This is a genomic window from Microbacterium paraoxydans, assembly GCF_900105335.1.
Lineage (GTDB): Bacteria > Actinomycetota > Actinomycetes > Actinomycetales > Microbacteriaceae > Microbacterium > Microbacterium paraoxydans.
The window spans coordinates 2547621-2572273 of sequence record NZ_LT629770.1; the positions used below are offsets into that span (position 1 = coordinate 2547621).

General features: G+C 70.3%; 17 protein-coding genes. 12 read left to right on the plus strand and 5 right to left on the minus strand.

All coding sequences use genetic code 11. The features are described 5' to 3' along the window. Window positions 1-3: 3 nt before the first annotated feature. Entirely contained in the window at window positions 4-1998 is a 1995-nt protein-coding gene (locus tag BLU02_RS17780; protein ID WP_231919570.1) for a glycosyltransferase, read from the minus strand. Between the two features lie 187 nt (window positions 1999-2185). Here BLU02_RS17780 and BLU02_RS12525 point away from each other — a divergent pair, with 187 nt between their 5' ends. From BLU02_RS12525 to BLU02_RS12565, 9 genes are all read left to right on the plus strand, one after another. Further along, a complete protein-coding gene (locus tag BLU02_RS12525; protein WP_231919571.1) occupies window positions 2186-3139 on the plus strand; it encodes a glycosyltransferase family 2 protein in 954 nt (317 codons plus the stop codon). Continuing rightward, window positions 3130-3849, plus strand: a complete 720-nt coding sequence (locus tag BLU02_RS12530; RefSeq protein ID WP_060922258.1) for a CDP-alcohol phosphatidyltransferase family protein — start codon at window positions 3130-3132, stop codon at window positions 3847-3849. Before BLU02_RS12525 ends, BLU02_RS12530 begins: the two co-directional genes overlap by 10 nt. Next, the gene (locus BLU02_RS12535; RefSeq protein WP_083371005.1) at window positions 3846-4463 is read left to right on the plus strand and encodes an arsenate reductase/protein-tyrosine-phosphatase family protein; all 618 of its coding nucleotides are present in this window, start codon (window positions 3846-3848) and stop codon (window positions 4461-4463) included. Before BLU02_RS12530 ends, BLU02_RS12535 begins: the two co-directional genes overlap by 4 nt. Before the next feature lie 197 nt (window positions 4464-4660). Further along, entirely contained in the window at window positions 4661-5194 is a 534-nt protein-coding gene (locus tag BLU02_RS12540; protein WP_060921570.1) for a DUF4352 domain-containing protein, read from the plus strand. Window positions 5195-5269: 75 nt separating this feature from the next. Then, the gene (locus tag BLU02_RS17870) at window positions 5270-9991 is read left to right on the plus strand and encodes a PKD domain-containing protein (RefSeq protein WP_060921569.1); all 4722 of its coding nucleotides are present in this window, start codon (window positions 5270-5272) and stop codon (window positions 9989-9991) included. A gap of 11 nt (window positions 9992-10002) precedes the next feature. Beyond that, window positions 10003-11307: a hypothetical protein gene (locus tag BLU02_RS12550; RefSeq protein ID WP_060921568.1), complete on the plus strand. Its 1305-nt coding sequence runs from the start codon at window positions 10003-10005 to the stop codon at window positions 11305-11307. A gap of 55 nt (window positions 11308-11362) precedes the next feature. After that, on the plus strand, window positions 11363-12715 hold the full coding sequence (locus BLU02_RS12555) for a tyrosine-protein kinase domain-containing protein (protein WP_060921567.1): 1353 nt from the start codon (window positions 11363-11365) through the stop codon (window positions 12713-12715). Between the two features lie 254 nt (window positions 12716-12969). After that, on the plus strand, window positions 12970-15531 hold the full coding sequence (locus BLU02_RS12560; protein ID WP_231919572.1) for a right-handed parallel beta-helix repeat-containing protein: 2562 nt from the start codon (window positions 12970-12972) through the stop codon (window positions 15529-15531). A 10-nt stretch (window positions 15532-15541) separates the two neighbouring features. After that, window positions 15542-16852 (plus strand): MATE family efflux transporter, encoded by a 1311-nt coding sequence (locus BLU02_RS12565; RefSeq protein WP_060921566.1) that lies wholly within the window; start codon window positions 15542-15544, stop codon window positions 16850-16852. A 21-nt stretch (window positions 16853-16873) separates the two neighbouring features. On the opposite strand, the gene BLU02_RS12570 is transcribed toward BLU02_RS12565, so the two are convergent. The 3 genes from BLU02_RS12570 to BLU02_RS12580 are packed head-to-tail and all read right to left on the minus strand — an operon-like array spanning window position 16874 to window position 20731. After that, window positions 16874-18010, minus strand: a complete 1137-nt coding sequence (locus BLU02_RS12570) for a glycosyltransferase (RefSeq protein ID WP_060921565.1) — start codon at window positions 18008-18010, stop codon at window positions 16874-16876. Continuing rightward, the gene (locus tag BLU02_RS12575) at window positions 18007-19200 is read right to left on the minus strand and encodes a DUF1972 domain-containing protein (RefSeq protein ID WP_060921564.1); all 1194 of its coding nucleotides are present in this window, start codon (window positions 19198-19200) and stop codon (window positions 18007-18009) included. The genes BLU02_RS12570 and BLU02_RS12575 overlap by 4 nt, the downstream gene beginning before the upstream one ends. A 4-nt stretch (window positions 19201-19204) precedes the next feature. Then, entirely contained in the window at window positions 19205-20731 is a 1527-nt protein-coding gene (locus BLU02_RS12580) for a sugar transferase (RefSeq protein ID WP_060921563.1), read from the minus strand. A 358-nt stretch (window positions 20732-21089) separates the two neighbouring features. Here BLU02_RS12580 and BLU02_RS12585 point away from each other — a divergent pair, with 358 nt between their 5' ends. Continuing rightward, on the plus strand, window positions 21090-22235 hold the full coding sequence (locus tag BLU02_RS12585) for a low temperature requirement protein A (RefSeq protein WP_060921562.1): 1146 nt from the start codon (window positions 21090-21092) through the stop codon (window positions 22233-22235). 9 nt (window positions 22236-22244) lie between these two features. On the opposite strand, the gene BLU02_RS12590 is transcribed toward BLU02_RS12585, so the two are convergent. Next, window positions 22245-22859 carry a TetR/AcrR family transcriptional regulator gene (locus BLU02_RS12590; RefSeq protein WP_060921561.1) on the minus strand — a complete coding sequence of 205 codons (615 nt, stop codon included), beginning with the start codon at window positions 22857-22859 and terminating at the stop codon, window positions 22245-22247. Between the two features lie 367 nt (window positions 22860-23226). Here BLU02_RS12590 and BLU02_RS12595 point away from each other — a divergent pair, with 367 nt between their 5' ends. Together BLU02_RS12595 and BLU02_RS12600 are read left to right on the plus strand one after the other, a co-directional pair. Then, window positions 23227-24174 carry an intradiol ring-cleavage dioxygenase gene (locus BLU02_RS12595; protein ID WP_060921560.1) on the plus strand — a complete coding sequence of 316 codons (948 nt, stop codon included), beginning with the start codon at window positions 23227-23229 and terminating at the stop codon, window positions 24172-24174. A 192-nt stretch (window positions 24175-24366) separates the two neighbouring features. After that, window positions 24367-24645 carry a hypothetical protein gene (locus tag BLU02_RS12600; protein WP_157547056.1) on the plus strand — a complete coding sequence of 93 codons (279 nt, stop codon included), beginning with the start codon at window positions 24367-24369 and terminating at the stop codon, window positions 24643-24645. The last annotated feature ends 8 nt before the right edge of the window (window positions 24646-24653 follow it).

Consider the following 24653-nt stretch of genomic DNA (forward strand, 5'->3'; position numbering starts at 1 on the left):
GGATCAGTCCCGTCCCCGGCGCTTGACGCGCACGGCGGCTCGGAAGGCGTCGCGGTGCGCGCGACCCGCATCGGCCCACTCGCGACGGGAGAGGCCGGGGGTCCCCGCGAGGGCGGACGCCGCCCGCCAGGACGAGACGAGCGTCTCGGCATCGAGGTCGTCCCCGTCGTACATGTGCACCCACTCGGCGCCCACCTCGCGGGCGAGGGCTTCGTTCGCCTGGTTCCGCGGCACCAGCACCGGGCGGCCCATCGACAGGGCGGCCAGGACGCTGCCCGAGTTGTGCATGAAGCGGTACGCGAGCACGATCAGCTCGGACGACGTCGCGAGCTCCACGAGCTCGGCGTCACTGAGGAAGTCGAGGTGCAGGTCGACTCCGGGGAGCGTGGCGGTGCGTGCGCGGAGGTCGTCGGCGAGCTCCGGCGTGGACGGACGCCCGCCGATGCGCAGGCTCAGCGCCGGCTCGATAGCGACGGCCTCGCCGTAGGCGTCGATGAACCCGTCGAGGCCCTTGTACCTTCGGATTCCGCCGAACGACCCCAGCCGTCCGTGCACGCGCTCCGCGGACGGGTAGACCGCGTACCAGTCGCGGTAGTGCCCGTGCAGGATGAGACTGTGCGGGGTCCCGGCCGGCAGCGGTGTGGTCTCGTTGATGACGATCCGGTAGTCGGTGTGCCGATCGATGAAGCGCAGCAGCCAGAGCCGCGGGGCGTTGTCGTCGGGGAGCTCCAGGTTGTGCACGGTCCGCACCACGGCTATCCGCCGCGACAACCGGTGCCGGAAGGCGAGCGCCGTCGTGAGCGCGAACTTCCCCGCGGACTTCCACCAGGTGGATCCGTGGAGCTTCGCCTCGGGCCAGTGCCAGTGGAAGGCGTCGTAGCGGCCGAAGAGCGCGGTCTTCCAGGAGAACCGGAGGTGTTCCAGGCCCTCCGTCGTCCCGAGAGCCTCGTCGAGCATCTTGTTGTACGGATTCGTCGTGGGGCGCGGCGCGCCCAGGGACTGCATCACGCGGATGCTCGACGCGGATTCGGTCATCGTGTTGTCCTCCGAGGGGCGACGGTACTCGTCGTAGCGGCGCCCGAAGGCGGCCGCGATGGTGCCGCGACCGCGATGGATCAGGCGGGTGCCGCGGGCGTGATGGGAGATGTTCGAGGTGACGGCGCCGAGGGCCCGGCGCGCCGCACCGACGACGATCCGGGCGATGCCGCCGAGGGCGGCGCGCACGCGGAGCGCCCCGCGGCGCATCCTCCCGTGCGCGAGCTTCACCGCGATGCGGGTGCCGGCGTTCGCCGAGCTGAACGCCCGCTGCGCTGCCCACGCTCGGGTGAGTCGGGCGGCGACGACGAGGTCTTCCGTCTCGGACTCGTTGCACCAGACGATGCGGCCGCCGCGATCGACGAGCTCGCGGGTGAAGAGCGTGTCCTCGCCGCCGCCGAGCCCGAGGGACGGGTCGAATCGCACACCGAAGCGGCGCACCGCGCGGAGATCGAGAAGGAGGTTTCCCGCGGCGGCGACCGGGAGCACGGTGCCGGTCGGACGCGGTGGACGACGGAACGTTCCCGAGGCGAGCAGCCACGGATCGACGTCGTCGTCGAACACGGAGATGACGCGGCCCATGACGGCATCGGCGTCGAAGGCCCGCCACGTCGTGATCAGCTCTGCGAGCCAGCCGGCGCGAGGAACCTCGTCGTCATCGATGAAGGCCAGCAGATCGCGGCCGGCGCACTCGTCGAGCAGCCGGTTCCGGGCCGCGACGATGCCCGGCGTCGGCTCGACGACGTAGCGGACAGGCAGGGCGGCGCTCGCGGCCACCTCGCGCGCGGAGCCCGCGGCGTCGTTGTCGACGACCAGCACCTCCACGTCCACGCCGAGGTCCGCACACTCCGCGATCCGGTCGGGGAGTGCGCGCAGCAGCGCCGCCAGCAGCTCCGGCCGTCGGTAGGTGGGCACGCCGATCGTCACGGCGATCGCGTCGCCCGTCCCCGGTCCCCTCTTCATCCGCCTCATCCCCATGGCAGTCGTGCGCCTGTGTCCCCGCGCCGGCTCATCGTACCGTGAACGGCGGGTGCGCCGAGCCGGCTCTGGCGTATAGTCGGTGTCCTGGGAGTCGACGCCGGTCGCGACTCTGGGGAATTCGACCGGCGACCCGAGCGGACCGTGTGGGCGGATCCGGGGGGAGGATCGCGTGTCAATCGTGCACGGACGGCTGGCCGTCGTCGTCGTGAACTACGCCTCGGCGCGGCTGCTCGAGCGCAACCTGGTGCTCGTGGAGCGCGAGGCCCGCGCCGTCGACGAGGAGACGCTGATCGTCGTCGTCGACAACTGGGCGGGTACCGCGGAGCGCGAGGCCGCCGTCGCCGCCGCACAGGCGCACGGATGGACTCTCATCACCCCTGAGACGAACAGCGGATTCGGCGGCGGCGTCAACATCGGGGTCGCCCGAGCGCTCGCCGACGGCGCGACCGACGTCCTCGTGATCAACCCGGACGCCCATATCGACCGAGCGTCGCTGGCGCGCCTGGCCGCGGTCACCGCGGCCTCGCGCACGACCCTCGCCTCGCCGGTGATCACCGACTCCGACGGACGCACCTGGTTCGCCGGCATCGACCTCCTGCTCGACGACGGCACGATGCGCGCGCGCCGCAAACGCCGGGCGGACGACGTGCGCCCCTATGAGCCGTGGCTGAGCGGCGCCTGCCTGTGGATCACCCGCGAGGTGTGGGCGCTCTCGGGAGGCTTCGACGACGAGTACTTCCTCTACTGGGAGGACGTCGACTTCTCCCGCCGCGTGGTCTCGGCCGGAGGCACCCTCGTCCTCGTCGAGGAGGCGACGGCCGTGCACGACGAGGGCGGCACGCAACGCGCCGAGCCCCAGCTCGCGAGGGCGAAGTCGGAGGGCTACTACTTCTACAACATCCGCAACCGGATGCTGTACGCGGTCCGGCACCTCGACGACGAGGCCGTGCATCGCTGGCGCCGGTCGATACCCCGTACCGCCCGCGAGGTGATCCTCCGCGGCGGCCGCCGACAGCTGCTGCACTCCGCCGCTCCGCTCCGCGCCTACGTCCGCGGGGTGCGCGAGGCCCGGCGGATCGCGCGACTCTCCGGCACGGACCCGAAGGGAACGACATGGTCGTAGACGCCTACCGACAGCTCGCACGGGCGCAGAAGGGGCACGCGCGTGGCGCACCGGCCTATTCGGTCTACGTGAACCGCCGGCTCGGACGCGTGCTCGCCGCGGTGGCGTTCCGGCTCGGCCTCACGCCGAACCAGGTGTCGATCATCAGCGCCGTCCATTCGTTCGCGGCGATCGGTCTCATCGCCTTCGCCCCGGTCACCGTGCCGTTGGGGCTGCTCATCGCGCTCCTCCTCGTCCTCGGCTACGCGTGGGACTCCGCGGACGGTCAGGTCGCCCGGCTCCGCGGCGGCGGGAGCCCGCAGGGCGAGTGGCTGGACCACTTCATCGACACGCTCAAGATCGCGTCCCTGCATCTGGCCGTGCTGATCGGCCTGTACCGGGTCCTCCCGGAGACGCCGTCGCTGCTGCTGATCCCCATCGTGTTCAGCATCGTCGCCACGACCACGTTCTCGGGCATGCTCCTGAACGACCTCCTCAAGGGCAAGCATTCCGTGGCGTCCACGCACGAGCGTGGCGGAGGCACCCTCCGACGCTCGCTCGTGCTGCTGCCGACCGACTTCGGGCTGGTCTGCCTCGTCTTCGTCCTCTGGGGCTGGACGCCGGTGTTCCTCGTCGCCTACAGCGCGCTCTGTGCCGCTGCGGTGCTGTTCCTCGTGCTCGCCGCGGTGAAGTGGTTCCGCGAGATCGGAAGGCTGGGTGACGCGGCATGACCGGCGGCTCGATCCTCATCGTGTGCGCGGCCAACGTCTGCCGCTCCCCCCTGGCCGAGCTGGCGCTGCGGCGCGGGCTGGGGGAGGGGTCCGCGCTCGTGGTGCGCAGCGCCGGCGTGCGCGCCCACGACGGCGACCCGATCTGCGCTGAGGTCGCCGCGCGGCACACCGACGAAGGCTGGCAGGCGCAATCGCGGGCGCATCGAGCCCAGGAGGTCACGACTGAGATGCTCGCCGAGGCGGACCTCGTGCTGACCGCCTCGCGCGATGTCCGGGGGGACCTGGTGCGGGCCGCGCCCGAGTACCGCGACCGGATGTTCACGCTGCGCGAGGCGGCGCACCTCGGGATCGGCTTCCCGTCCGGGGGGTCCGACGTGGTCGCCGACTACCTCGCGCACCTCGATCGGGCGCGGACACGCGCCGTGCCGCTCGGCGGCCCGCCGCGTCGCGGCGGTGCGCTCCGTCGTCTCCTCGACCGGCGCTCCGCCCAGGACCCGGCGTCCATCGCCGATCGGCACGGGAGTCGGGGACACACCGACACCATCACCGAGGTCGAGCAGGCCGTCGATGCGATCGCCGGGCAGCTCGGCGGGCACCGCCGACATTCCTCCTGAGCCGAGGGTTGTGGTTTTCCACGGTCCGCACTACCATTAGCCGACGCCGTGTTCTGCACGGCTGGGGGGAAACCGGAGCCGAGGGGGCTCTGGCTGGGGAATCTGGGTTCTGGGGAGCTGCAGTGTTCACTGTTTCAGCATGCCGTTCTGGGGACGGCTCATCTCGCGCACGACGTGCGCTGTTCATCGCGCCAGTCGTGGCGCTCGCGCTCGCCTTCGCCGGCTGCACGGCGGCACCGGATACCGCGGCGTCGCCGGAGCCCGAGGGCATCAGCACGACCGACTGGACGCCGCCGGCCGATCCCGAGGCCCAAGGGCCCACCGAGGCCCCCGCGTTGACCGAGGAGAGCGGCGCGCTGGACGCGGAGATCGCCCTGTCCACCGACATGGTCGTGACCGTCGACGACATCTCGACCACCGAGATCACCCCCGAGACGCCGGGCGAGTATGCCGGCTCCGCCGTGGTGGTGACCGTGAAGGTCGCGAACGAGTCGAAGCGGGCGCAGAGCATCGACTCCGCCGTCGTCAGCCTCGTCACCGACGACGGCGACGTGGGGGTGGCCACCACCGCGGGTCCGAACGAGCCGCTCCACGGGGAGCTGGCCGCCGGCGACGACGCCACGGGCACCTACGTCTTCATGCTCGACCCCACGAAGGGTCGCGCCGTGAAGATCAGTGTGAACTATGCCGCCGGTGAGCCGGTGGCGACCTTCGCGGGCGAGCTCTCCTGAGCTGTGGACGCGACGACTTCCGCCGCGTCTCGTACGTGACACTTTCGAAGAAGAAATCTGGGGCTGGGGAGCAACATGGGTAAGACATCCACTTCGAGGCGGGCGCTGAGCGCACTCGCGTCGGTCGTGACGGCGGCGCTGCTGATCACGGGCATGACCACGCTGGGGGCGACCGGGGCGGCAGCGGCCGATACACCGCCGACGCCACCGCCGCTTCTGCAGCGGAACGACGACGTGGTGACGTCGGACCCGATCCCGACCGTGCAGATAGACAACGGGTATGTGTGGGCGCAGACGACGATCGGCTCGACCGTCTACGCGGTGGGCAAGTTCGACAACGCCCGCGCACCGCTCGCCGCGCCGGGGACGAGCCTGACCGCCCGTTCCAACGTCCTCGCGTATGACATCAACACGGGTCAGCTGCTCTCCTTCGCACCGCAGGTGAACGGCGTGATCAAGGCCGTGGCCGCTTCGCCGGACGGCAGCCGCATCTACATCGGCGGCTCCTTCAACGCCGTCAATGGTCAGACGCGCTGGAACTTCGCCGCGCTGGACGCCGTGACCGGACAGCTCGTGCCCGGCTTCTCGCCCTCGATCGGCGGCAGCGGCGTGTATGCCCTCGCCACCTCGGGCTCGAGCGTCTACGTCGGAGGTCTCTTCACGCAGGGCAACGCGACCCCGCGCAAGAACCTCGCGGCCTTCTCCTCGACGAACGGCGCGCTGCTCAGCTGGGCGCCGCAGACGGACCTTCAGGTCGACGCCATGGTGATGGACCCGGCGGGTCAGAACGTCATCGCCGCCGGTCGTTTCTCGCAGGTCAACGGCGACCTGACGATGCGCGGCACCGTCGCGCTCGACAAGACGACCGGCGCGGTGGACAGCGGATGGGCGCTGCCGCAGACGGTGAAGAACGGCTCGAACACCGGGGCGAACTCGGGCAAGGCGGGGATCTTCGGACTCGCGGCCGACGCCGGCGCCGTGTACGGCACCGGGTGGGTGTACGCGGACGCGGCCACGGGCAACCTCGAGGGTACCTTCGCGGCAGAGGCCGGAAGCGGCCAGGTCCGCTGGATCGCGGACTGCCTCGGCGACCACTACGGCGTCTACTCGACCGGCAAGACGGTCTACACGACCAGCCACACCCATGCCTGCAGCACCATGGGTATGCACCCGGAGCAGAACCCGCGTACGCACCGGTACTCGGAGGCGTACACGGCGGACGCCCGCGGTCTGCTGGGCAACCAGCCCGCGGCCGGTGGCACGTACAAGAACTGGGCCGGGACGCCGGCGCCCTCGGCCTACGCCTGGACGCCGGACTGGGCCGTGGGCGTGACCACGGGGATGGGTCAGGCCGGACTCTCGATCACCGGTGCCGGGAACATGATCTCGATCGGCGGTGAGTTCCGCTCCGTGAACAACGGCCGATTCGAGGGGCTCGTGCGCTTCTCCACCAACCCGCCCGGCGGCGCGAAGGACGGCCCTCGGCTGTCGGGTGCCAATTGGACCGGCACGGCGCAGTCGTTCATCCCCGGGCGTGCGCGGATCTCGATCCCCGCGAACTGGGATCGTGACGACCTCACGCTGACCTATGAGCTGCGTCGGACGGGGACCACCGCACCGGTGGCCACCGCCACCGCCCGCGGCACCTGGTGGGACCGCCCCTCGGTGAACCTCGAGGACAAGGCCGCAGCTCCCGGGTCGACGCAGGAGTACACCGTCGTCGCGAAGGACAGCGCGGGCAACTCCGTCTCCAGCCAGGCGATGAGCGTGACCATCGCGGCCGGTGCGGTGTCGAACTACGTCAACGCCGTCACGGCGGACGGACCGCAGCTCTACTACCCGCTCGGCACCGCCGCGCAGGACTGGGCCGGATCCAACACCCCCGTGTTCGGCACGGGAGTTACCGCATCGACGTCCGGTGTGGAGAACACCGCGACCGGCGCCTCGACCTTCACCGGGACGAACACGGGCCGTGTGGCCTCCGGAAGCAAGATCGCCGCGCCTTCCGAGTTCTCGACCGAACTGTGGTTCAAGACCAACACGACCAGCGGTGGCAAGCTGATGGGCTACGGCGCTGCGGCGTCGGGTGAGTCGACCAGCTACGACCGTCACATCTACATGACCAACAACGGCCGCCTCGTCTTCGGTACCTACAACGGCAGCACGCAGACGGTGCAGAACGGCGCGGCGCTCAACGACAACCAGTGGCACCATGCCGTCGCGACGCAGAGCGCGGACGGGATGAAGCTCTACGTCGACGGCCAGCTCGTGTCGTCGCTCGCCGGGGCCACGACCGCGGAGAACTACACGGGATATTGGCGTATCGGCGGGGACAACCTCGCCGGCTGGCCGTCCGAGCCCAGTTCCAAGTACTTCAAGGGGTCCCTGGACGAGGTCGCGGTCTATCCATTCGCTCTCACCCCGACGCAGGTGAAGACGCACTACGGCATCGGCAAGGGCTTCCAGGCCCCGACGGCGGCCTTCTCCGCCACCCCGACCGACCTCGCCGTCGCGTTCGACGCGGAGGCCTCGGCGCCCGCGGGGTCGGCGACGATCGCCGGCTACCGGTGGGACTTCGGCGACGACTCGGCCACGGCGACCGGCAAGACGACGAGCCACACGTACGAGAAGTCCGGCACCTACACGGTGACGCTGACGGTGACGGACAGCAACGGGCTCGCCAGCACGGCGCAGAAGCAGGTCGTGGTGCAGGCACCGAACGTCCTTCCGACGGCTGCCTTCGAGACGACCGCGAACGGCCTGACGGTCTCGGCCGACGCGTCCGCCTCGGCGGACTCGGACGGCTCCCTCGCCTCCTACGCCTGGAACTGGGGGGACGGCACGACGTCGACCGGGCAGGTCGCCACGCACGTGTACGCCACCGCCGGCACCCGCACGGTGACTCTGACCGTCACCGACGATCGCGGCGGCAGCGCGTCCACCACTCGACAGGTGACGACCACGCATGCCGACCCGGTGGCGGCCTTCACGGCGACGGCCTCGGGGCTGAACGTCAACGTCTCCGCCGCGGGTTCGAGCGCGTCCGACGGCGCGACTTTGACCTACTCGTGGAACTGGGGTGACGGATCCCCTGCGGGCTCCGGAGCCTCCGCCGGCCACACGTACGCGAGCGCCGGGGCGCGCGAGATCACCCTGACGGTGACCGACAGCCTCGGGTCGACGGCGACGGCCACCAAGACGGTGACGCTGACCGCTCAGGTGTTCGCGGCATCCGATGCCTTCGGCCGTGTCGTCTCGAGCGGCTGGGGTGCCGCCGACAAGGGAGGCACCTGGGCGCCGGTGAGCGGCTCCGCCGCGGTGCTCTCCGTCGGCGACGGCGTGGGCAAGGTGAACCTGACGCCGGGTGAGACGAGGGAGATGCTGCTGCAGGGCACGTCGGTCCTCGACTCCTCCGCGCGCATCAGCTACACCCTCGCGTCCGGTCCCTCCACCGGGGTGGCATACGAAGGACTGGGCGCCCGCCGTTCCGGGTCCTCCGGCTACCGAGCGCTCGCCTGGCACCGGGCCGACGGCACGACCTGGCTCGTGATCCACCGCAACGGCACCGCGATCGCCAGCACCGCCGTCTCCGGGCTCACCTGGAGCGCGGGCAGCTCGTTCACGCTCCTGATGGAGACGACCGGGTCGTCCACGACGACCATCCGCGCCAAGCTGTGGGCGTCGGGGTCGGCGGAGCCCGCGAACTGGCAGCTCACCACGACGGATGCGACTCCGGCCCTCCAGGTCGCCGGCGCCCCGACCGTGTTCTCCTACCGCGCGGGCAGCGCCACCGGCACCAACCTCGCCAGCTTCGACGACTTCACGCTGAAGAACCTCGGCACGCCGGCCCCTGAGCCCGAGCCGCAGCCCGAACCGGAGCCCGCGAATGTCGCTCCGGTGGCTGCCTTCACCGCGACCGCGACCAACCTCACGGTCGCCGTGGACGGCAGCGCCTCGACCGACTCCGACGGCACGATCGCCTCGTACGCCTGGAACTTCGGCGACGGGACGACCGGGACGAGTGCGACGAGCAGCCGCACCTACACCGCGGCGGGGACCTACACCGTCACCCTCACGGTGAAGGACGACAAGGGTGCCACGCACACCACCACCAAGCCGGTGACCGTGACTGCGCCTCCCGTCGAGCCGGAGCCCGAGCCCGAGCCCGAGCCGCAGCCGGCTCCGGTGGCGGACGACGGCTTCGATCGCACGGCGGGACCCGGCTGGGGCACCGCCACGGTCGGCGGGGCGTGGACGATCGCGGGCGGTTCGCAGGCGGCGGCGACGGTGGCCGACGGTCAGGCCAAGCTGAACCTCATCGCCGGGGACACCCGCCACGCGACGCTCAACACCACGTCGGCCGCCGACACGGTGCTCGAGACGCAGTTCCGGGTCGACCAGGCCCCCGCGGCGGGTGGCGCCTACATCGGCGTGATCGCGCGGCAGTCGGCGGCCGGGAAGTACTTCGTCCGCGCCTGGCTGCGTCCTGACGGCACGGTCTGGCTCGTCGTGCACCGTGAAGGGACCGTCCTGCGCACGCAGGCCGTACCCGGGCTGGTCTGGGCGGCGGACACCTCCTACAACCTCGAGGTGTCCGTGACCGGGACGACGTCGGCGACGCTGTCCGCCAAGTTCTGGCCGACGGACAACACGAAGCCGGCAGCCTGGCAGATCACCACGACCGACGCGGCGCCCCTGGGCGCCGGCGCGGTGGGTCTGAGCGGCAACCGCTCCGGCAGCGCGACCGCGCCGTTGGGCGTGTCGTTCGATTCGTTCCGCGTCACCGCACCGCAGTAAGATCCTGACGCATGGCCACTGCTGTCCCGATCGCGCTCCTCGCCTTCGGCGGAATCGCGGCAGTGGCCATCGTCGTGTTCGCCCTCCGGCTGCTTCCGCGCGCCGCCTTCGCGGTGTGGGCCGTCGTGCTGTTCTTCGTGCCGCTCTGGGTGGGTGTCAACCTCGGGTTCTACTGGGCGGGGATCACCCTGCTCACCGTCCTGCTGATCATCGTGAACTGGTCGGTCGTGCCGCTGCGCGCCGCCGACGCCTGGGTCGCGGCGTTCGTCCTCGTCGTGGTCGGCCTGTACGGGTTCGGCACTGTCGACCTCGCCTCCCTCGTCGCCTCGCTCCTGGAGTGGGTGATCCCGTACATCTGGGGGCGCGTGGTGCTCGCGCGTGTGACGACCGACTGGATCACGTCCACGATCGCGGTCGTGGCCATCGTGGCTGCGGCGCTCGCTGTGGTGGAGTTCCTCACGTCCTTCAACCCCTTCGTCCTCATCCCCGGGTCGGGTGTGGTGTACGAGACGTGGAGTCCGCTGCAGGAGCGCGGTGGGGTGCTGCGTGCGGAAGGCGCCTGGGGGCACTCGATCGCGCTCGGCGCCGCGCTCGCGATGTCCTCCGCGTTCGTCGTGGCGACGCGGTGGCGGCTGTTCCCGAAGATCACCGGCATCGTGCTCATCGCCACCGCCACGGTCTTCACTTTCAGTCGTGCCGGCCTGCTCACGCTGGTGCTCACCCTGGTCCTGTCCACCTTCCTCATCGTCGGCGTCTCGACCCGCTTCCGGGTGACGGTGGCGGTCGCCGGCGTGATCGGCGCCGCGATCGTCATCCCCGTCATCGATTCCGTGTTCGGTGCGGCGGGGGATGAGGCCGGAGGCAGCGCCGACTACCGCACCGACCTCCTGGTCCTCCTGGAGCAGGTGCAGCTGTTCGGCAACCCCGGCGACTGGCACTCCCTCGTCTCCGGCGACTACTACCTGGGGTACTTCGCGCGCTCGGTGGACAACGCCCTCGTGCTCACGCTCCTCCGGTACGGCTACGTGCCGACGCTGCTCATCATGGCGGCCGTCGTCTGCGCGGCGCTCCTGGCCGTGCGGCGGTCGACGCGGAGTCCTGCCGCCCTCGCTGTCGTCGGGCAGCTTCCGAGCCTGGTCGTCGTCGCCCTCATCACGCAGTACAGCATGTTCCTGTGGTTCTGCGTGGGGCTCGCGGTGACCTGGGCCCGAGACGCGGGGACACGATCCACCGCGGCCGACACGGCATTCCTGCGCGATCTTGACACGTCGGCGCCGCCGCCGGCCCGAGCCGCTCCACAGGTGCGGCAGACGTGAGGGAGACGTGCAGATGGCTCCTCTAGAATCGAGACCTCAGGGGGAATGGGGAGTCATGGCCGAGAGCCGGGTCAGCCTGCGTGTCATCGCGGGCTCACTGCGTAAGTTCTGGTGGTTGATCGTGCTGTGCGGCGTGGTGGGCGCCGCCGGGTCATACGGATACGCGTCGCTGCAGACGCCGTTGTTCCAGGCGACCACCTCGCTCTACTTCGCGCTCAACCAGGGTACGAGTGCCTCCGATCTCAACCAGGGGTCCGTGTACACCCAGAGCCAGATGCTCTCCTTCGCCCAGCTGGCGACGAGCTCGCGGGTGCTCGACCCGGTGATCGAGGAGCTCGGTCTCGACACGACACCTCGCGCGCTCGCCAGAGACATCGAGGTCACCATCCCGCAGAGCACGGTCACGCTGCGCGTCACCGGCATCACCGACGACCCTGAGTCCGCTGCCGAGCTCGCGAACGCGGTCGCCGAGCAGCTCATCACGGTCGTGAAGGACGTCGCCCCGAAGGACCCGCAGGGCGAGTCCACGATCACGGCCGAGGTCATCGACGACGCGGTGGTCCCGGAGTTCCAGTTCACCCCGAGCAAGCCGAGGGATGCAGCGCTCGGCGGGTTCCTCGGTGGCGTGCTGGGCCTCGCGGCCGCTGTGCTCATCGGAGTGCTGGACACGCGGGTCCGCAACGAGGAGGCGCTGACGCAGGCCGGGGGAGATCCCGTGCTCGGCGTCGTCTCCAAGTCGCCGTTGCTGGAGGCGCGGGGAATCGCCGTCGCCCAGGAGCCGCTCGGCCACACGTCCGAGGAGTTCCGGCGCATCCGGTCGGCGCTCGCGTATGCGAACGTCTCGTCCCGGGTGAAGGTGCTGCTGGTGACTTCCGGCATGCCAGCCGAGGGCAAGTCGACCGTGTCGGTGAACCTCGCGATGACCCTCGCGGCGCTCCGCAACTCCGTCCTCCTGATCGACGCGGACATGCGGCGCCCGCGCGCCCACGAGCACGCCGGCATCGACGGTTCGGTCGGACTCACCAGTGTGCTGCTCGACGAGGTCGAGTTCGAGGTGGCGAAGCATCGTGTCGCGGACACCACGCTCGACATCCTCCCGGCCGGCACCATCCCGCCGAACCCTGCCGAGCTGCTCACGTCGGCCCGCATGGCGCAGCTTCTCGACTTCGCGGCCGCGGACTACGACTACGTCGTGATCGACTCGCCCCCGACGCTCAGCGTCGCGGACGCCAATCTCCTGGCCACCCAGACGGACGGCGTGATCCTCGTCGTCGACGCCACGAAGACGAGGCGCGCAGCGTTGGAGAAGAGCATCAAATCGCTGGAATCGGGCGGCGCACGCATCCTCGGCACGGTCCTCAACCGCGCACGTCCCGATCGTCACCGCAGCGAGTACTACAGCGAGTGACCAGCTCGCGGTCCGCTGTGCGCGGGCACGCAGCATATCGGCGGAGGGGCTCGAAACGTTTGCCATCGCCTGGAGAGGCGGTTATTCTTCATGGGTTGCGAGGGGGGCTCGCTCTTTGTCGCCGGGGTTGAAACTGCGGCGAAGCGTGGGTTGATCGTGCAGTCTGCCCCAGAAACGGTGACATCGTGTCCTTTCCGTTCCCTGTTCGTCCCTCGTCTTCCGTAGCGCCCGCCGCGCTGCGGCGTCGCCATCGCATGCTCGCTGGCGTCCTCGGCATCGCCGTCGCGCTCTCCGGAGCGCTGGTCGCCGCACCGGCGTCCGCGGCGGTCGCCGCCTCACCGTCCGTCCGGCCGGCAGCCACGTCTGCGGCGCCTCTGCTCTCGGACGACATGAACCGCACCGTCGCCTCCGGCTGGGGCGCGGCTCCCGTCGGCGCCTGGCGCGTGGTCGAGGGCACGTCGAGCGTCACGAACGGGCGGGGGATGCTCGCCAGCCGGAAGCCCGGGATCACGGCGCGGGCGACCGTGGCCGGGGTGTCCGCGGCGGACGTGTCCAGCCGTTACACGGTGACCGTCCCCGCCCTCCCCGTCGGTGGCCCCCTGTACCTCGCCCAAGCCGTCCGCATCGTCGGCAAGGACTCGTACGGCGTGCGGCTGCGGGTGCACCCCGACGGCTCCGCCTACGTCTCCGTCGTCCGGATGACCGATCTCACGACGGTGCAGAACTTGAGTGAGCGGCGACTCCCGTTCGCAGTGACGAAGGGCATGTCGCTGCGCGTCGCGCTTGATGTGACGGGGACCAGCCCGGTGACGCTCGCGGCCAAGGCCTGGGTGGCAGGGGCGGCCGAGCCCTCCGCGTGGCAGGTGACGCACACCGATTCCTCGGCGGCCCGGATCACCGCCGCGGGGGGTTACGGCTTCGCGCTGTACACCTCGTCCGGGGCGAAGGCAGCCGCTCCGCTGGCGCTCGACGACCTCCTGGTCACCGCGCCGTCGCCGACTCCTGTACCGACTCCTGCACCGACTCCGACGCCGACTCCGACGCCGACCCCTGCGCCCGCACCGAACCCGGCTCCGGCTCCGCCGGCGAACCCGACGAACCCGGTCACGCCCGCCCCGCCGGCGACTCCGGCCGGTGTTCGCGGAAAGCCAGGTGCTGCTGCCCCCGGCGCGCTGTCGTACCCGGCTCCCGCGACCGCGATCTACGCGGCGCCGGGCGGATCCGACAATGCCGCCGGCACGCAGAAGGCGCCGGTGCGCACGATCGCGGCGGCGCTGCGGCTCGTGCCGAACGGAGGCACCATCGTGCTCCGGGGCGGGACCTACCACGAAGAGGTCATCGTGCCGCCGCAGAAGCGGGTCACGATCCAGCCGGCTCCGAACGAGGCGGTCTGGATGGACGGGGCGAAGGCCGTCACCGGCTGGAAGGCCGCAGGGAACACCTGGACGGTGGACGGGTGGGGGACGGCGCTCGACTCGAGCCCCACCTACACGAAGGGCGCGCCCGACAACGCCCAGGCGGAGTGGCGCTTCGTCGATCCCGCGTATCCCATGGCTGCGCATCCGGATCAGGTGTGGGTCGCGGGCGTGCAGCTCCGGGAGGTCGGTTCCGCGGCACAGGTGGTCGCCGGGACGTTCTTCGTCGACGACAGGGCGAAGCGGCTCGTGATCGGCACGGATCCCACGGGCAAGTCCGTGGAGGCGAGCGTTCTGACTCAGGCGCTCTCGATCCGCTCCGCCGGATCCGAGGTGCGTGGCATCGGCGTGCGGCGATACGCCACCAGCGTGCCCCAGATGGGGACGGTCATCGCCGCGGCGAGCGACATCACCCTGGCCGACGTGACCATCCGGGACAACTCGACGACCGGCTTCTACTCCTGGGCGCCCCGGACGACGCTGACGCGGGTCTCGTTGATCGGCAACGGGCTTCTCGGCGGTGGAGCCAGCCAGGCCGACGGCTTGAAGGTGAAGCAGATGCTCTCCGTCGGCAACAACGCCGAGCGCTTCAACCACTCCCCGGTATCCGGCGCGTTCAAGGTCACCCGGACGCGGGGCGTGACCGTGTCCGACAGCGCCTTCACCGGGAACGCCGGGCGTGGTCCCTGGTTCGACGAGTCGGTGATCGACATCGTCTTCACGGGCAACGACGTGATCGGCAACACCGGTCACGGCGTCATGGTCGAACTCTCCGAGCGGGCGGTCGTCGCGGACAACATCATCGCGCGCAACGGCGATTTCGGACTCTTCGTCCTGAACTCCGGGAACGTGAAGATCTGGAACAACACCTTCGTGGGCAATGCCAACCGGAATGTCAGCATCGGTCAGGACGCTCGCCGAGCCTCCGACCCGAACGCGGCCGGCCATGATCCACGCACGCGGTACGCGCCGCTGGCGCCATGGATCGTGCGCAACACCGTGATGTCGAACAACGTCATGGCGGAGAGCGCCGGCAACTGCCTCGTCTGCGTGCAGGACTACTCGACCACCTTCACGGGTGCGCAGATGATGTCGAGCGTGAACGGCAACCTGTACCACCGCACCGCCCCGGGCACACCCCGGTGGTTCTCGGCGTGGTCGAAGGGATCCGTCTCGCGGGATCCGGCGGTGGCCGACACCCTCGCGGCCTTCACGGCGGCGACGGGCCAGGACCGCCGCTCGCAGTTCGTGCAGGGAGCCTCCGTGGTGTCCGCGACATACGCACTGATCCCCGCGCAGGCGCAGCGGCAGGCCGCAGTGGCAGTGCCGGTTCCCGCGGATATCGCCTCGGTATCGCGACTCCCCGGCAACAGCGCGACGCTGGGAGCCCTGCCGCGGTGACGATCTAGGTATGGGTTCTCTTCTCGCTGTCGGCGCCCGCGCGCTGACGATGGTCATCGCGCTGGTCTGCGGCGTTCTCACGACACGGATGATCATCGGGGACGCGGGCGTCGGCAGCTTCGCCCTCTATACGCTGCTCACCACGATCCCGTCGCTGCTGACGTTCACCGATCTCGGCAGCGGCGCCGTGCTCGTGAACGCCGTGGCCACGAGCGACGACGTCCGGACGGACGAGAAGCTGCGCTACCAGCTGACCTCCGTCGGGCGTGTGCTGCTGCTGTTCGCCGCCTCCGCGATGGCGATCAACACCGTGCTCCTCGCCACCGGAGCCTGGGAGCTCATCTTCGGTGACGCCGGGCAGCAGCCCGGGGCGTCGCTCGCGGCGTTCTTCTGCGTCACAATCTTCTGCCTCGGGATCCCGCTCGGGATCTGGGCGCGGATCATGCTCGGGCAGCGAAAGAACCACATCGTGATCCTGCTGCAGGGTCTCATCTCGCCCCTCACCCTTGCCGGCGTCTGGTTGCTCCTCACGTTCGGCGGCGACGACCTCCACTCCTATGCGGCGATGGCCTCCTTCGCGGCGTCTCTCATCGTCTCGATCCTGGGCGTGCTCATCACGGCGCGCACCACCTCTCCGCTGATCCCCGAGGCCGCACGCATGGTGCTGCGGCCGCGACGGTTCCCCGGCGTCCGGGTCATGGATGTCGGCTGGCCGATGCTGGCGCAGATGGTGACCTATCCCATCGCGGTGGGGTCGCAGCGCTATGTGATCGCCCAGCTCGGCGGCCCGACCGACGTCGCGGAGTACGGGGTGGCCGGCCAGGTGTTCTTCGCGCTCAACGGTCTCGTGATGGCCGGTGGACTCGCCCTCTGGCCGCACTTCGCGCGGATGCGGCACCAGGGTGACCTGCGCCGCGGGCCCTTCCTGCTCTCCGCCCTGTTCGCCACGGCGGTCGCCCTCGCGACGGTCGTGGTGTGGCTCGTCGGTCCGTGGCTGTTCGGATTCATCACCCAGGGGGAGCTGGAGGTGCGGCCGACCACGATCTTCGCGTTCGGGCTCATGATCATGCTCACGGCGGCCGTGTATCCACTGGGCATGTTCATCATGGACAAGCCCGGGATCCGTTTCCAGGTGATCCCGACGCTCAGCATGGCCGCGGTCGGGATCGTCCTCGCGTTCGTGCTCACGCCGATCCTCGGCATCGTCGGACCGCTGATCGGGGTCGCGTTCGCGCTGCTGGTCTGCCAGCTGATCCCGTTCTCGATCTACATCGTGCGCAACCGGGCGCGGCTGACCGCCGACACCCGCGCATCGGTGTGATCCGCGGGCGCTCCTCGCGGGTCAGTCCAGGACGCCTGCGGTGACGCCGGCGCGGTAGACCGCGGGAGCGTGCCGACGCAGGGCCTCGTCCCGACTCGCGGTGACGCCGGCCACATGGTCGTCCCAGCGCTCGCGGACCTCCTCGAGCGCGGTCGCGATCGCGTCAGCATCGTCCGGAGCGACCAGTTGCGCAGTGGCGTATCCGCCCGCGGCCTCCCGCAGGCCGCTGCTGTCGCTCGCGATGACCGGGCGGAGTCCGAGCACGCCCTCGACGGCCGTGTTGCCGAACGGCTCGTCCACCCGGGACGGCACGACCAGGACGTCGGCCTCGGCGAGGAAGGGCCAGATGTCGGGGTGGAAACCGGCGAAGGTGACAGGGACGCCGGTCTCGTCGGCGCGCGCGCGCAGATCGCGCTCGAACCACTCGTACCCCTCGAAGACCGCGCCGAGCAGCGTGACCTCGACCGGACGGCCCGCCGCTTGAAGCGCGGCGGCGGCGTCGATGACGAGGTCGGGGCCCTTCCGCGGCGAGAGCCGGCCCACGTAGAGCACACGGAGGGGACCATCGAGGCGGGAGCGCGGCGGAGCCGGGTGCTCGGGTGATGCGACGCCGTTGGCGACCACGCGGGTCCGGTCGGCGAGGGCGGGGAGCGCGCGCCGGATCGTGTCCAGGCTGAACCGACTGTTCACCAGGGTCCGGGCGGAGGCGAGGTGCGGCGCATAGAGAAGCCGGTTCACCAGCGTGTTGCCGGAGGCCTCGGCCTCATGCACGTGGCTGACCGCGCGCGTGCCCCGGAGCCGGGCGATGAGAGGCCACTGCGGAATGATGATGGTCGACACGTAGACCGCGTCGGGGCGGAGGCGTCCGATCAGCCGCCACGCGGAGCCGAGACCGCGGAACGTGTCGCGGAAGAGGCGCGGCAGTCCCCGCGGGGTGAGCAGGACCTTGCGCAGCACGAGCATCGGCAGGATGACGACCTCCGCGCCGGCCTCTCGCAGCGGCGCGACGAGGAGACCCGTGCTCGGCAGGGCGACCACGACGCGGGCGCCCGCCTCGACGAGACCGGTCGCGCTCTCGAGGAGCATGCGGTCGGACCCGAACATCTCCGCGCCGGGATGCACCAGGAGGACGGTCTTACGGTTCTCCCTCGCGGTCATCGGGCGGCGTCCGCGGGGGTGGGGGCCCAGTCCGCGCTCCGTCGGCGTGCGCGCCGGGCGGAGGAATGGACGCTGGAGCCCTCGGCGAGGCGGCGAGCGAGGTCTTCGTATTCGTCGGCCACGTCGTCCCACCGGAATCGTGTCCGGGCGATCTCCTGCACTGCTGCGGCATGCGCATCGCGCGTGGCCGCATCGCCCTCGGCGGCGGTCACATGCGCGGCGACGTCGTCCGCATCGGCGAAGAACCACCCGTTGCCGTCGAGGACCTCGCGGTTGAAGGGCACCTCGTAGCCGATCACGGCCGTGCCCGCTCCCATGGCGCGGAGGAGCGACGGGTTGGTGCCGCCGACGGAGTGACCGTGCAGGTAGGTGGCGGCGTGAGCGTAGAGCGCGTCGAGGAGCTCCTGGTCGTAGACGCCGCCGACGAGGCGGATGCGCTCGTCGCCCTCGGCGGCGTTCCGGATCTCCTGGATGTACCCGGCGGCGTACGGCGCGGACCCGACGACCACGAGCGGGAGGCGCGCGGCGCTGGCCCGGTAGCCGCGGACGATCTCGAGCACATGGTTCTCCGGCTCGAACCGCGCGACGACGAGGTGGTAGCCGCCGGGGGCGAGTTCCATCTCGGCCAGATGATGCGTCGGCGGCTCGTCGAGGATCGGCGCGCCATAACGGATCAGCTCCGTCGGGACGTCGAACTGGTGGCGGTAGTAGTCGGAGATGCCGGGGGCATCGGCGATGAGCGCGTCTGCGGTGCGGACGCCGAACTGCTCGGCCCAGCGGTAGTAGGCCTTGCCGCGCGGCCCCCACTTCGAGCGACGCCACTCGAGACCGTCCATGTGCAGGGCGACGGGCGCCCGGCGCAGCCGGAGCAGCGGCAGGAACGGCGAGTTCGCGGCGTTGAAGACGAAGGTCGCGTCGGGGCGGCGGTGGAAGAGCAGGTGCAGGGCCGAGAGCCCGGTGTGGCTGAGCGTCTCGACCTGCTTCACGGGGACGGCGGGGAGGTGCACCACGCGCATGCCGAGGTACTCCTTCTCCCGGTGCTCGGAACCGCGGGTGTACACGACGACGTCGTGCCCGCGGTCGGCCAGGCGGCGGCCGACCTCCTCGATGGCCGTCTCGAACCCGCCGTACGCGGCAGGCACGCCGCGGGTCCCCACCATCGCGATCGTGAGGGGTGTCGTAGTGCTCATCCGCTCAGTATGCCCCGCTCGGCTGCGCCATGACCTTCGCGGTGCGCCACATGATCTGCAGATCGTTCATGACCGACCAGTTCTCCACGTACCGCAGGTCGAGCCGCACGCTCTCGTCCCACGAGAGGTCGCTGCGTCCGGAGACCTGCCACAGGCCCGTGATGCCGGGCTTGATGTAGAGACGGCGGAACACGGTGCCGTCGTAGGCGGTGACCTCGCTGGGCAGCGGCGGACGAGGGCCGACGACGCTCATGTCGCCGACGAGCACGTTCCAGAACTGCGGGAGCTCGTCCAGCGACAGCTTGCGCAGCACCTTCCCGACGCGGGTCACGCGCGGGTCGTCCTTCATCTTGAACAGCAGGCCGGCGCCCTCGTTCTGCTCCTTGAGCGCCGCGAGCTGCTTCTCGGCGTCGGTGCGCATCGAGCGGAACTTCACCATCTTGAACCGGCGGCCGTCCCGTCCCACGCGCTCCTGGAAGAAGAACACCGGGCCGGGCGAGTCGAGCTTGATGAGTGCGCTGAGCACGGGGGTGAGCAGCGCGATCGGGATGAGCGCGACGGTGGCCACGACGACATCGAGGGCGCGCTTGAGAAGGTGGACCCCGCCCTCGTATGTCGGGATCTTCACCTGGATCAGCGGCAGGCCGTCGACCTGGCGCAGCGAGATGCGCGGGCCCGCGACGTCCGTCAGGCGGCTGGAGAGGACGAGCTCGGCGGCGGTGCCCTCGAGCTGCCAGCTGAGCTGCTTGACGAAGTCGGGGGACCCCTCGGGGCGGCTCGCCACGATGATGGTGTCCGCCCCGAGTTGTGCCGCCGCCGCGGCGACGGTGTCCAGATCGCCCACGACCGGGTAGATGCTCTCCCCGATCCTGAGCGCGCCGGCAGTGCGATCCAGCAGCGTCGTCCCCACGACGTGATAGCCGTTCTCCCCGCCCTTCTGCAGGGAGTCGATCACATACTCGACGTCCTCGGTGGCGCCGACCACCAGTGTCCTCGACGCGAACCGCCCGGACAGGCGCTGCCGCTGCAGCCAGCGGCGCCAGGTCCAGCGGGCGAAGAGGAGACCGAGCATGCCGACCGGGAGGGCGATGAAGAACAGCGGCTGCAGTCCTTCCCACTCCAGGAGCACGCCCGCGATGGCGGTGATGCCGAAGGCGAGTCCCGCCGCGTGCGCGACGCGACGGTACTCCGTGGCCCCGGACCCGAAGATGGCGGCGGCTCGGCTGTTGAGCGCCGACAGCATCAGGTACCAGGCGAGACCCAGCAATGCGGCGTTGCGCACGGCCTCGATCACCGAGACGCCGGAGACCAGCTGGACCGTCGCCGTCAGTGCGACCGCAATCAGGATGACAGCCGCATCCGTGATCCGCAGCCGCATCCGATAGCGACGCTCCCACTGGCGGCGTCGTTCGAGCGTCGCCGACACACGCGGCGTGCTCGCCGCAGGCGTCACCGACGCGGTCGCTCGCGGTGCCGTGATCGGCGTGAAACCCGTGCGAGCGATGCTCAGAGCATCCTCGACGGAAGTCATGCCGAGGCCCCTTGAGCCGTGAATGTACGCAGATAACCCCAGTGCGCCATCGTTTCCCCAGTTTTCCCCAGACCATGAACCCCACGTTCACGGACACGTCTGCGTCCCGACCCCTCGGGTCCTGCTGGTGCTTCCCGATCCCACATCGAGAAGGTGTCCTCGTCGTCCCAAACCGACGAGGCGTGCAGCAGGCACTGCAGACGGTCATCACTGTAGCGGATTCGGCCGCCGGACGGAAGCGCATCCCGCGCCGGAGGGAGATCCGTTCCGGCATACCGCCCGGGGAGAGGGAGCCGGGAGCTAGTCTGTCGCGGTGACTGCGCACCCGACTTCGACTCCTCGCTTCCGTCTGCAGCCCATGCGGCCGCGCGACCCCGGTCAGCCGCACCGCGCCGCGAGTCCGCTGGAGCTCTTCTTCGATCTCGTCTTCGTGGTAGCGGTGAGCATCGCGTCGGCGCAGCTGCATCACGCCCTGAGTCACGGCGACTTCCTCCACGGGATCACCTCGTATGCGATGCTCTTCTTCGCGATCTGGTGGGCGTGGATGAACTTCACCTGGTTCGCCACGTCCTTCGACACCGACGACTGGCCGTACCGGATCGCCACCTTCGTCCAGATGGCGGGCGTCCTCGTCCTGGCCGCAGGGATCCCCGGGGCCTTCAACGAGGGAGACTTCACACTCCCGGTGATCGGCTACGTCGTGATGCGCGTCGCCGTGGTCGCGCAGTGGCTGCGCGCGTCCCGGACCGCGGGGCCGCTCCGTTCCGTCGCGCTGCGATACGCCGGCGGCATCGCCGCCGTGCAGGTGCTGTGGATCCTGTTCCTGCTCGTCCCCTCGGGGCCGGTCCAGCTCGCGGCCTTCATCGTCTTCGCCCTCATCGAGATCGCCGTCCCGGTGGTCGCCGAGCGCCGCCACCAGACGCCGTGGCACCCGCACCACATCACCGAGCGCTACGGTCTGTTCACCCTCATCGTGCTCGGTGAGAGCCTTCTCGCCTCTGCCAACGCGATCATCGACGCGGTGGATGAGGTCGAGGCCCTGGGGCCGCTCCTGGCGATCTCGGCCCTCGCATTCGTCGTGACGGCGGCCCTGTGGTGGATCTACTTCTGGCCGCCCCACCACCGGTCCATCACCACCCTCGGCCGTTCCCTGCGCTACGGCTACACCCACTACTTCGTGTTCGCGGCGGCTGCCGCCTTCTCCGCCGGCATCGAGGTGGAGCTGGACGTGCTGACGGGGGAGAGCCACCTCGCTCCGATGGCCGCCACGTTCACGGTGTCCGTGCCGATCGCGGTGTTCCTCATCGGCATCTGGTGGGTCGCCATCCGGGACAACGCCGACAGGGTCGTCAACACCGTCATCCCGGTGGGGGCGCTGCTCGTCCTGCTCGACCCGTTCGTGCCCGTGCCGGTGGCGCTGACGGCAGCGGTGATGGTCGCGATCGTGGTCGTGCTCGTGATGCGGCCGCCGATCCCTCGCGGTGCCGGGGCGACGGATGCCTGAGCGCCTCGGTCAGACGCTCGCGGCGAAGAGGTCCAGGCATTCGGTGCGCAGGCGGGCGATCGCCTCGGTGTCGCCGCGGAGGTGACGGATGAGAGCATGCTGCATCATGCCGTCCGTGAGCGCATACGCGAAGAGCGGTGTGAAGCGGCAGGGCCGTCCTCGCAGCTCGGAGTAGCGTTCGACCACCCGCCAGATCGCCTCCTGGAGGTCGGCCTCCACCTCCGCGATGGTGTCGCCGAAGCCCGACTCGAACAGGGACTGATTGCGGAGGTCGTACCAGAGCCGGTGCAGCCGGGAGTCCTGCTCCACGCTCCGGGCGAGCTCCGCCGCGGCCCCTGCCGCGAGGTCCTCCGCGGTCTCCGCGTTCTGCAGAACGGCGAGGTAGCGGTCGCCGAGTCCGCCCTTCGAGATCCGCACCGCCTCCGCGATGAGATCGTTCTTGTCGGTGAAGTAGTAATGGAGGGAACCGTGGGAGAGCTCTGAGTGCTGGGCGATCTCGCGAAGCCCCGTCCGGGCGAACCCGCGCTCGGCGATCGCCTCCAGGGCTGCCTCGGCCAGTGCTCGTCGGCGGAGCGCGAACCTGTCCACCCCTGCGCGTTCGGCCCGCTTGGTCGCCGTCGTCATGCTGTGCCCCCGGTCTCGTCCCCGTCGGGATCGGTGCGGGTAATGCTATGGCATGTGGGCGGATCTGGACAGGTGTCCGGGGAAAACTTGACAGGTGCCAAGTCGCGTGCTGCACTGGATGCGCCACGGCCGCGCATGTCCCCTGCGTGCCGGCCGTCTTCGTGGCCGTCCGAGCGATTCCCCCATCGCCCCGGCCCTGCGTTGTCCGCCGAGTTCTTCGAGCGCCAGCGCTGCAGAGCGGAGCGATGTCCCCGCATCCTCCGCTCTGCCCTCCTCCCGAAGAATTCTCATCGGTCACGCATAGCTCCCTGATTGATCGCCCCGCGAGCATGGGGGCAACGCCGCCGACGCTCGAGAGGAGCACATCATGAGCCGCATCCCCGAACCGACCCCCACGCCACAGGGGCCCATGTACGAAGGACGACTGCTGGATCGCGCGGACGAGGAGGTGGTCGACCAGGGCGTGGCCTTCGATCTCCGGACGCTGATGAGCCGCCGCGGGCTCCTCATCGGTGGCGGGCTCGGCCTCGGCGCTGTCGTTCTCGCCGCCTGCGCGCCCGCCGCCACAGGATCGTCGACGACCGCCACCCCCACGCCCAGCGCCACCGGCACGGCGTCGGATGCGGTCTCGGAGATCCCCGACGAGACCGCCGGCCCCTACCCGGGCGACGGCTCGAACGGCCCGGACGTCCTCGACGAGGCCGGGATCATCCGCCAGGACATCCGTTCGTCCATCGACGGCGGGGCCACGGCCGACGGCGTCCCGCTCTCCTTCGAGCTCCAGATCCTCGACCTGGCGAACGGCGGGGTGCCGTTCGCCGGCGTGGCGGTCTACGCGTGGCACTGCAACGCGCAGGGGGAGTACTCCCTGTACTCGTCCGGGCTCGAGGACGTCTCCTATCTGCGCGGGGTGCAGGTCGCCGACGACGACGGGAAGGTGTCCTTCACCTCCGTCTTCCCCGGGTGCTACTCCGGGCGCTGGCCGCACATTCACTTCGAGGTCTATCCGGATGCGACCGCGATCACCGACGCGTCGAACGCGATCGCCACGTCCCAGCTCGCGCTGCCCGAGGACGCCTGCCGTGCGGTCTATGCGGAGACGGCGTACTCCGGATCGGCGGACAACCTGGCGCGAATCTCCCTGACCTCCGACAACGTCTTCGGCGACGACGGCGGGGTGTCGCAGCTCGCCACGACGACGGGGAGCGTCACCGGCGGATACACCGCGACCCTCGTGGTCGGCGTCGACACGACGACCACCCCGAGCGCCGGATCCGCGCCCGGAAGCGGCGGCGGTCGTCCGCCCGGCAGCTGAGGCTCTCGGCGCGTGGTTCGTGGATCTGCTAAGCTGATCGTGCAACGTGTGCGTTTCGCCCCCTCTCGGCCGCCTCGTCGCCACTGATCAGGGCCATCCACGGACCACGCACATCGACGCGCGCGGAATCCGCCCTCGGTCTCTTCACGTGCGGAGCGCGAGCGCGCCCGCCCCACAGCAATGAGCATGAACATGAGTACCACCACCGTCCCTTCCTCCATCCCTCTCACCTGGAAACAGGCCGACGTCGACGTGCACGTCGCCACCCGCAGCGGTGAGTTCGCCGGATTCGTCGAGTTCGACGGATCCGCGCACCGGCTGCGCGACGAGCGCGGCACCGACCTCGGGTCGTTCCCGTCGCTCGACGACGCCTTCCGTGCGCTCGCCGCCGCGCAGCAGCCCGCCCGGCCGGCGGCATCACCGGCCCTCCCTCGGACGCGCGGTCGGCGGCCGCGTCGAGCGCGGGCCTGAGTCGTATG

Bases quoted from the DNA above. Each gene is read 5' to 3' on its own strand.
- BLU02_RS17780 (WP_231919570.1), bottom strand. From the start codon at position 1,998: ATGAAGAGGGGACCGGGGACGGGCGACGCGATCGCCGTGACGATCGGC.
- BLU02_RS12530 (WP_060922258.1), top strand. From the start codon at position 3,130: ATGGTCGTAGACGCCTACCGACAGCTCGCACGGGCGCAGAAGGGGCAC.
- BLU02_RS12535 (WP_083371005.1), top strand. From the start codon at position 3,846: ATGACCGGCGGCTCGATCCTCATCGTGTGCGCGGCCAACGTCTGCCGC.
- BLU02_RS17870 (WP_060921569.1), top strand. From the start codon at position 5,270: ATGGGTAAGACATCCACTTCGAGGCGGGCGCTGAGCGCACTCGCGTCG.
- BLU02_RS12550 (WP_060921568.1), top strand. From the start codon at position 10,003: ATGGCCACTGCTGTCCCGATCGCGCTCCTCGCCTTCGGCGGAATCGCG.
- BLU02_RS12555 (WP_060921567.1), top strand. From the start codon at position 11,363: ATGGCCGAGAGCCGGGTCAGCCTGCGTGTCATCGCGGGCTCACTGCGT.
- BLU02_RS12560 (WP_231919572.1), top strand. From the start codon at position 12,970: ATGCTCGCTGGCGTCCTCGGCATCGCCGTCGCGCTCTCCGGAGCGCTG.
- BLU02_RS12565 (WP_060921566.1), top strand. From the start codon at position 15,542: ATGGGTTCTCTTCTCGCTGTCGGCGCCCGCGCGCTGACGATGGTCATC.
- BLU02_RS12570 (WP_060921565.1), bottom strand. From the start codon at position 18,010: ATGACCGCGAGGGAGAACCGTAAGACCGTCCTCCTGGTGCATCCCGGC.
- BLU02_RS12575 (WP_060921564.1), bottom strand. From the start codon at position 19,200: ATGAGCACTACGACACCCCTCACGATCGCGATGGTGGGGACCCGCGGC.
- BLU02_RS12580 (WP_060921563.1), bottom strand. From the start codon at position 20,731: ATGACTTCCGTCGAGGATGCTCTGAGCATCGCTCGCACGGGTTTCACG.
- BLU02_RS12585 (WP_060921562.1), top strand. From the start codon at position 21,090: ATGCGGCCGCGCGACCCCGGTCAGCCGCACCGCGCCGCGAGTCCGCTG.
- BLU02_RS12590 (WP_060921561.1), bottom strand. From the start codon at position 22,859: ATGACGACGGCGACCAAGCGGGCCGAACGCGCAGGGGTGGACAGGTTC.
- BLU02_RS12595 (WP_060921560.1), top strand. From the start codon at position 23,227: ATGAGCCGCATCCCCGAACCGACCCCCACGCCACAGGGGCCCATGTAC.
- BLU02_RS12600 (WP_157547056.1), top strand. From the start codon at position 24,367: ATGAGTACCACCACCGTCCCTTCCTCCATCCCTCTCACCTGGAAACAG.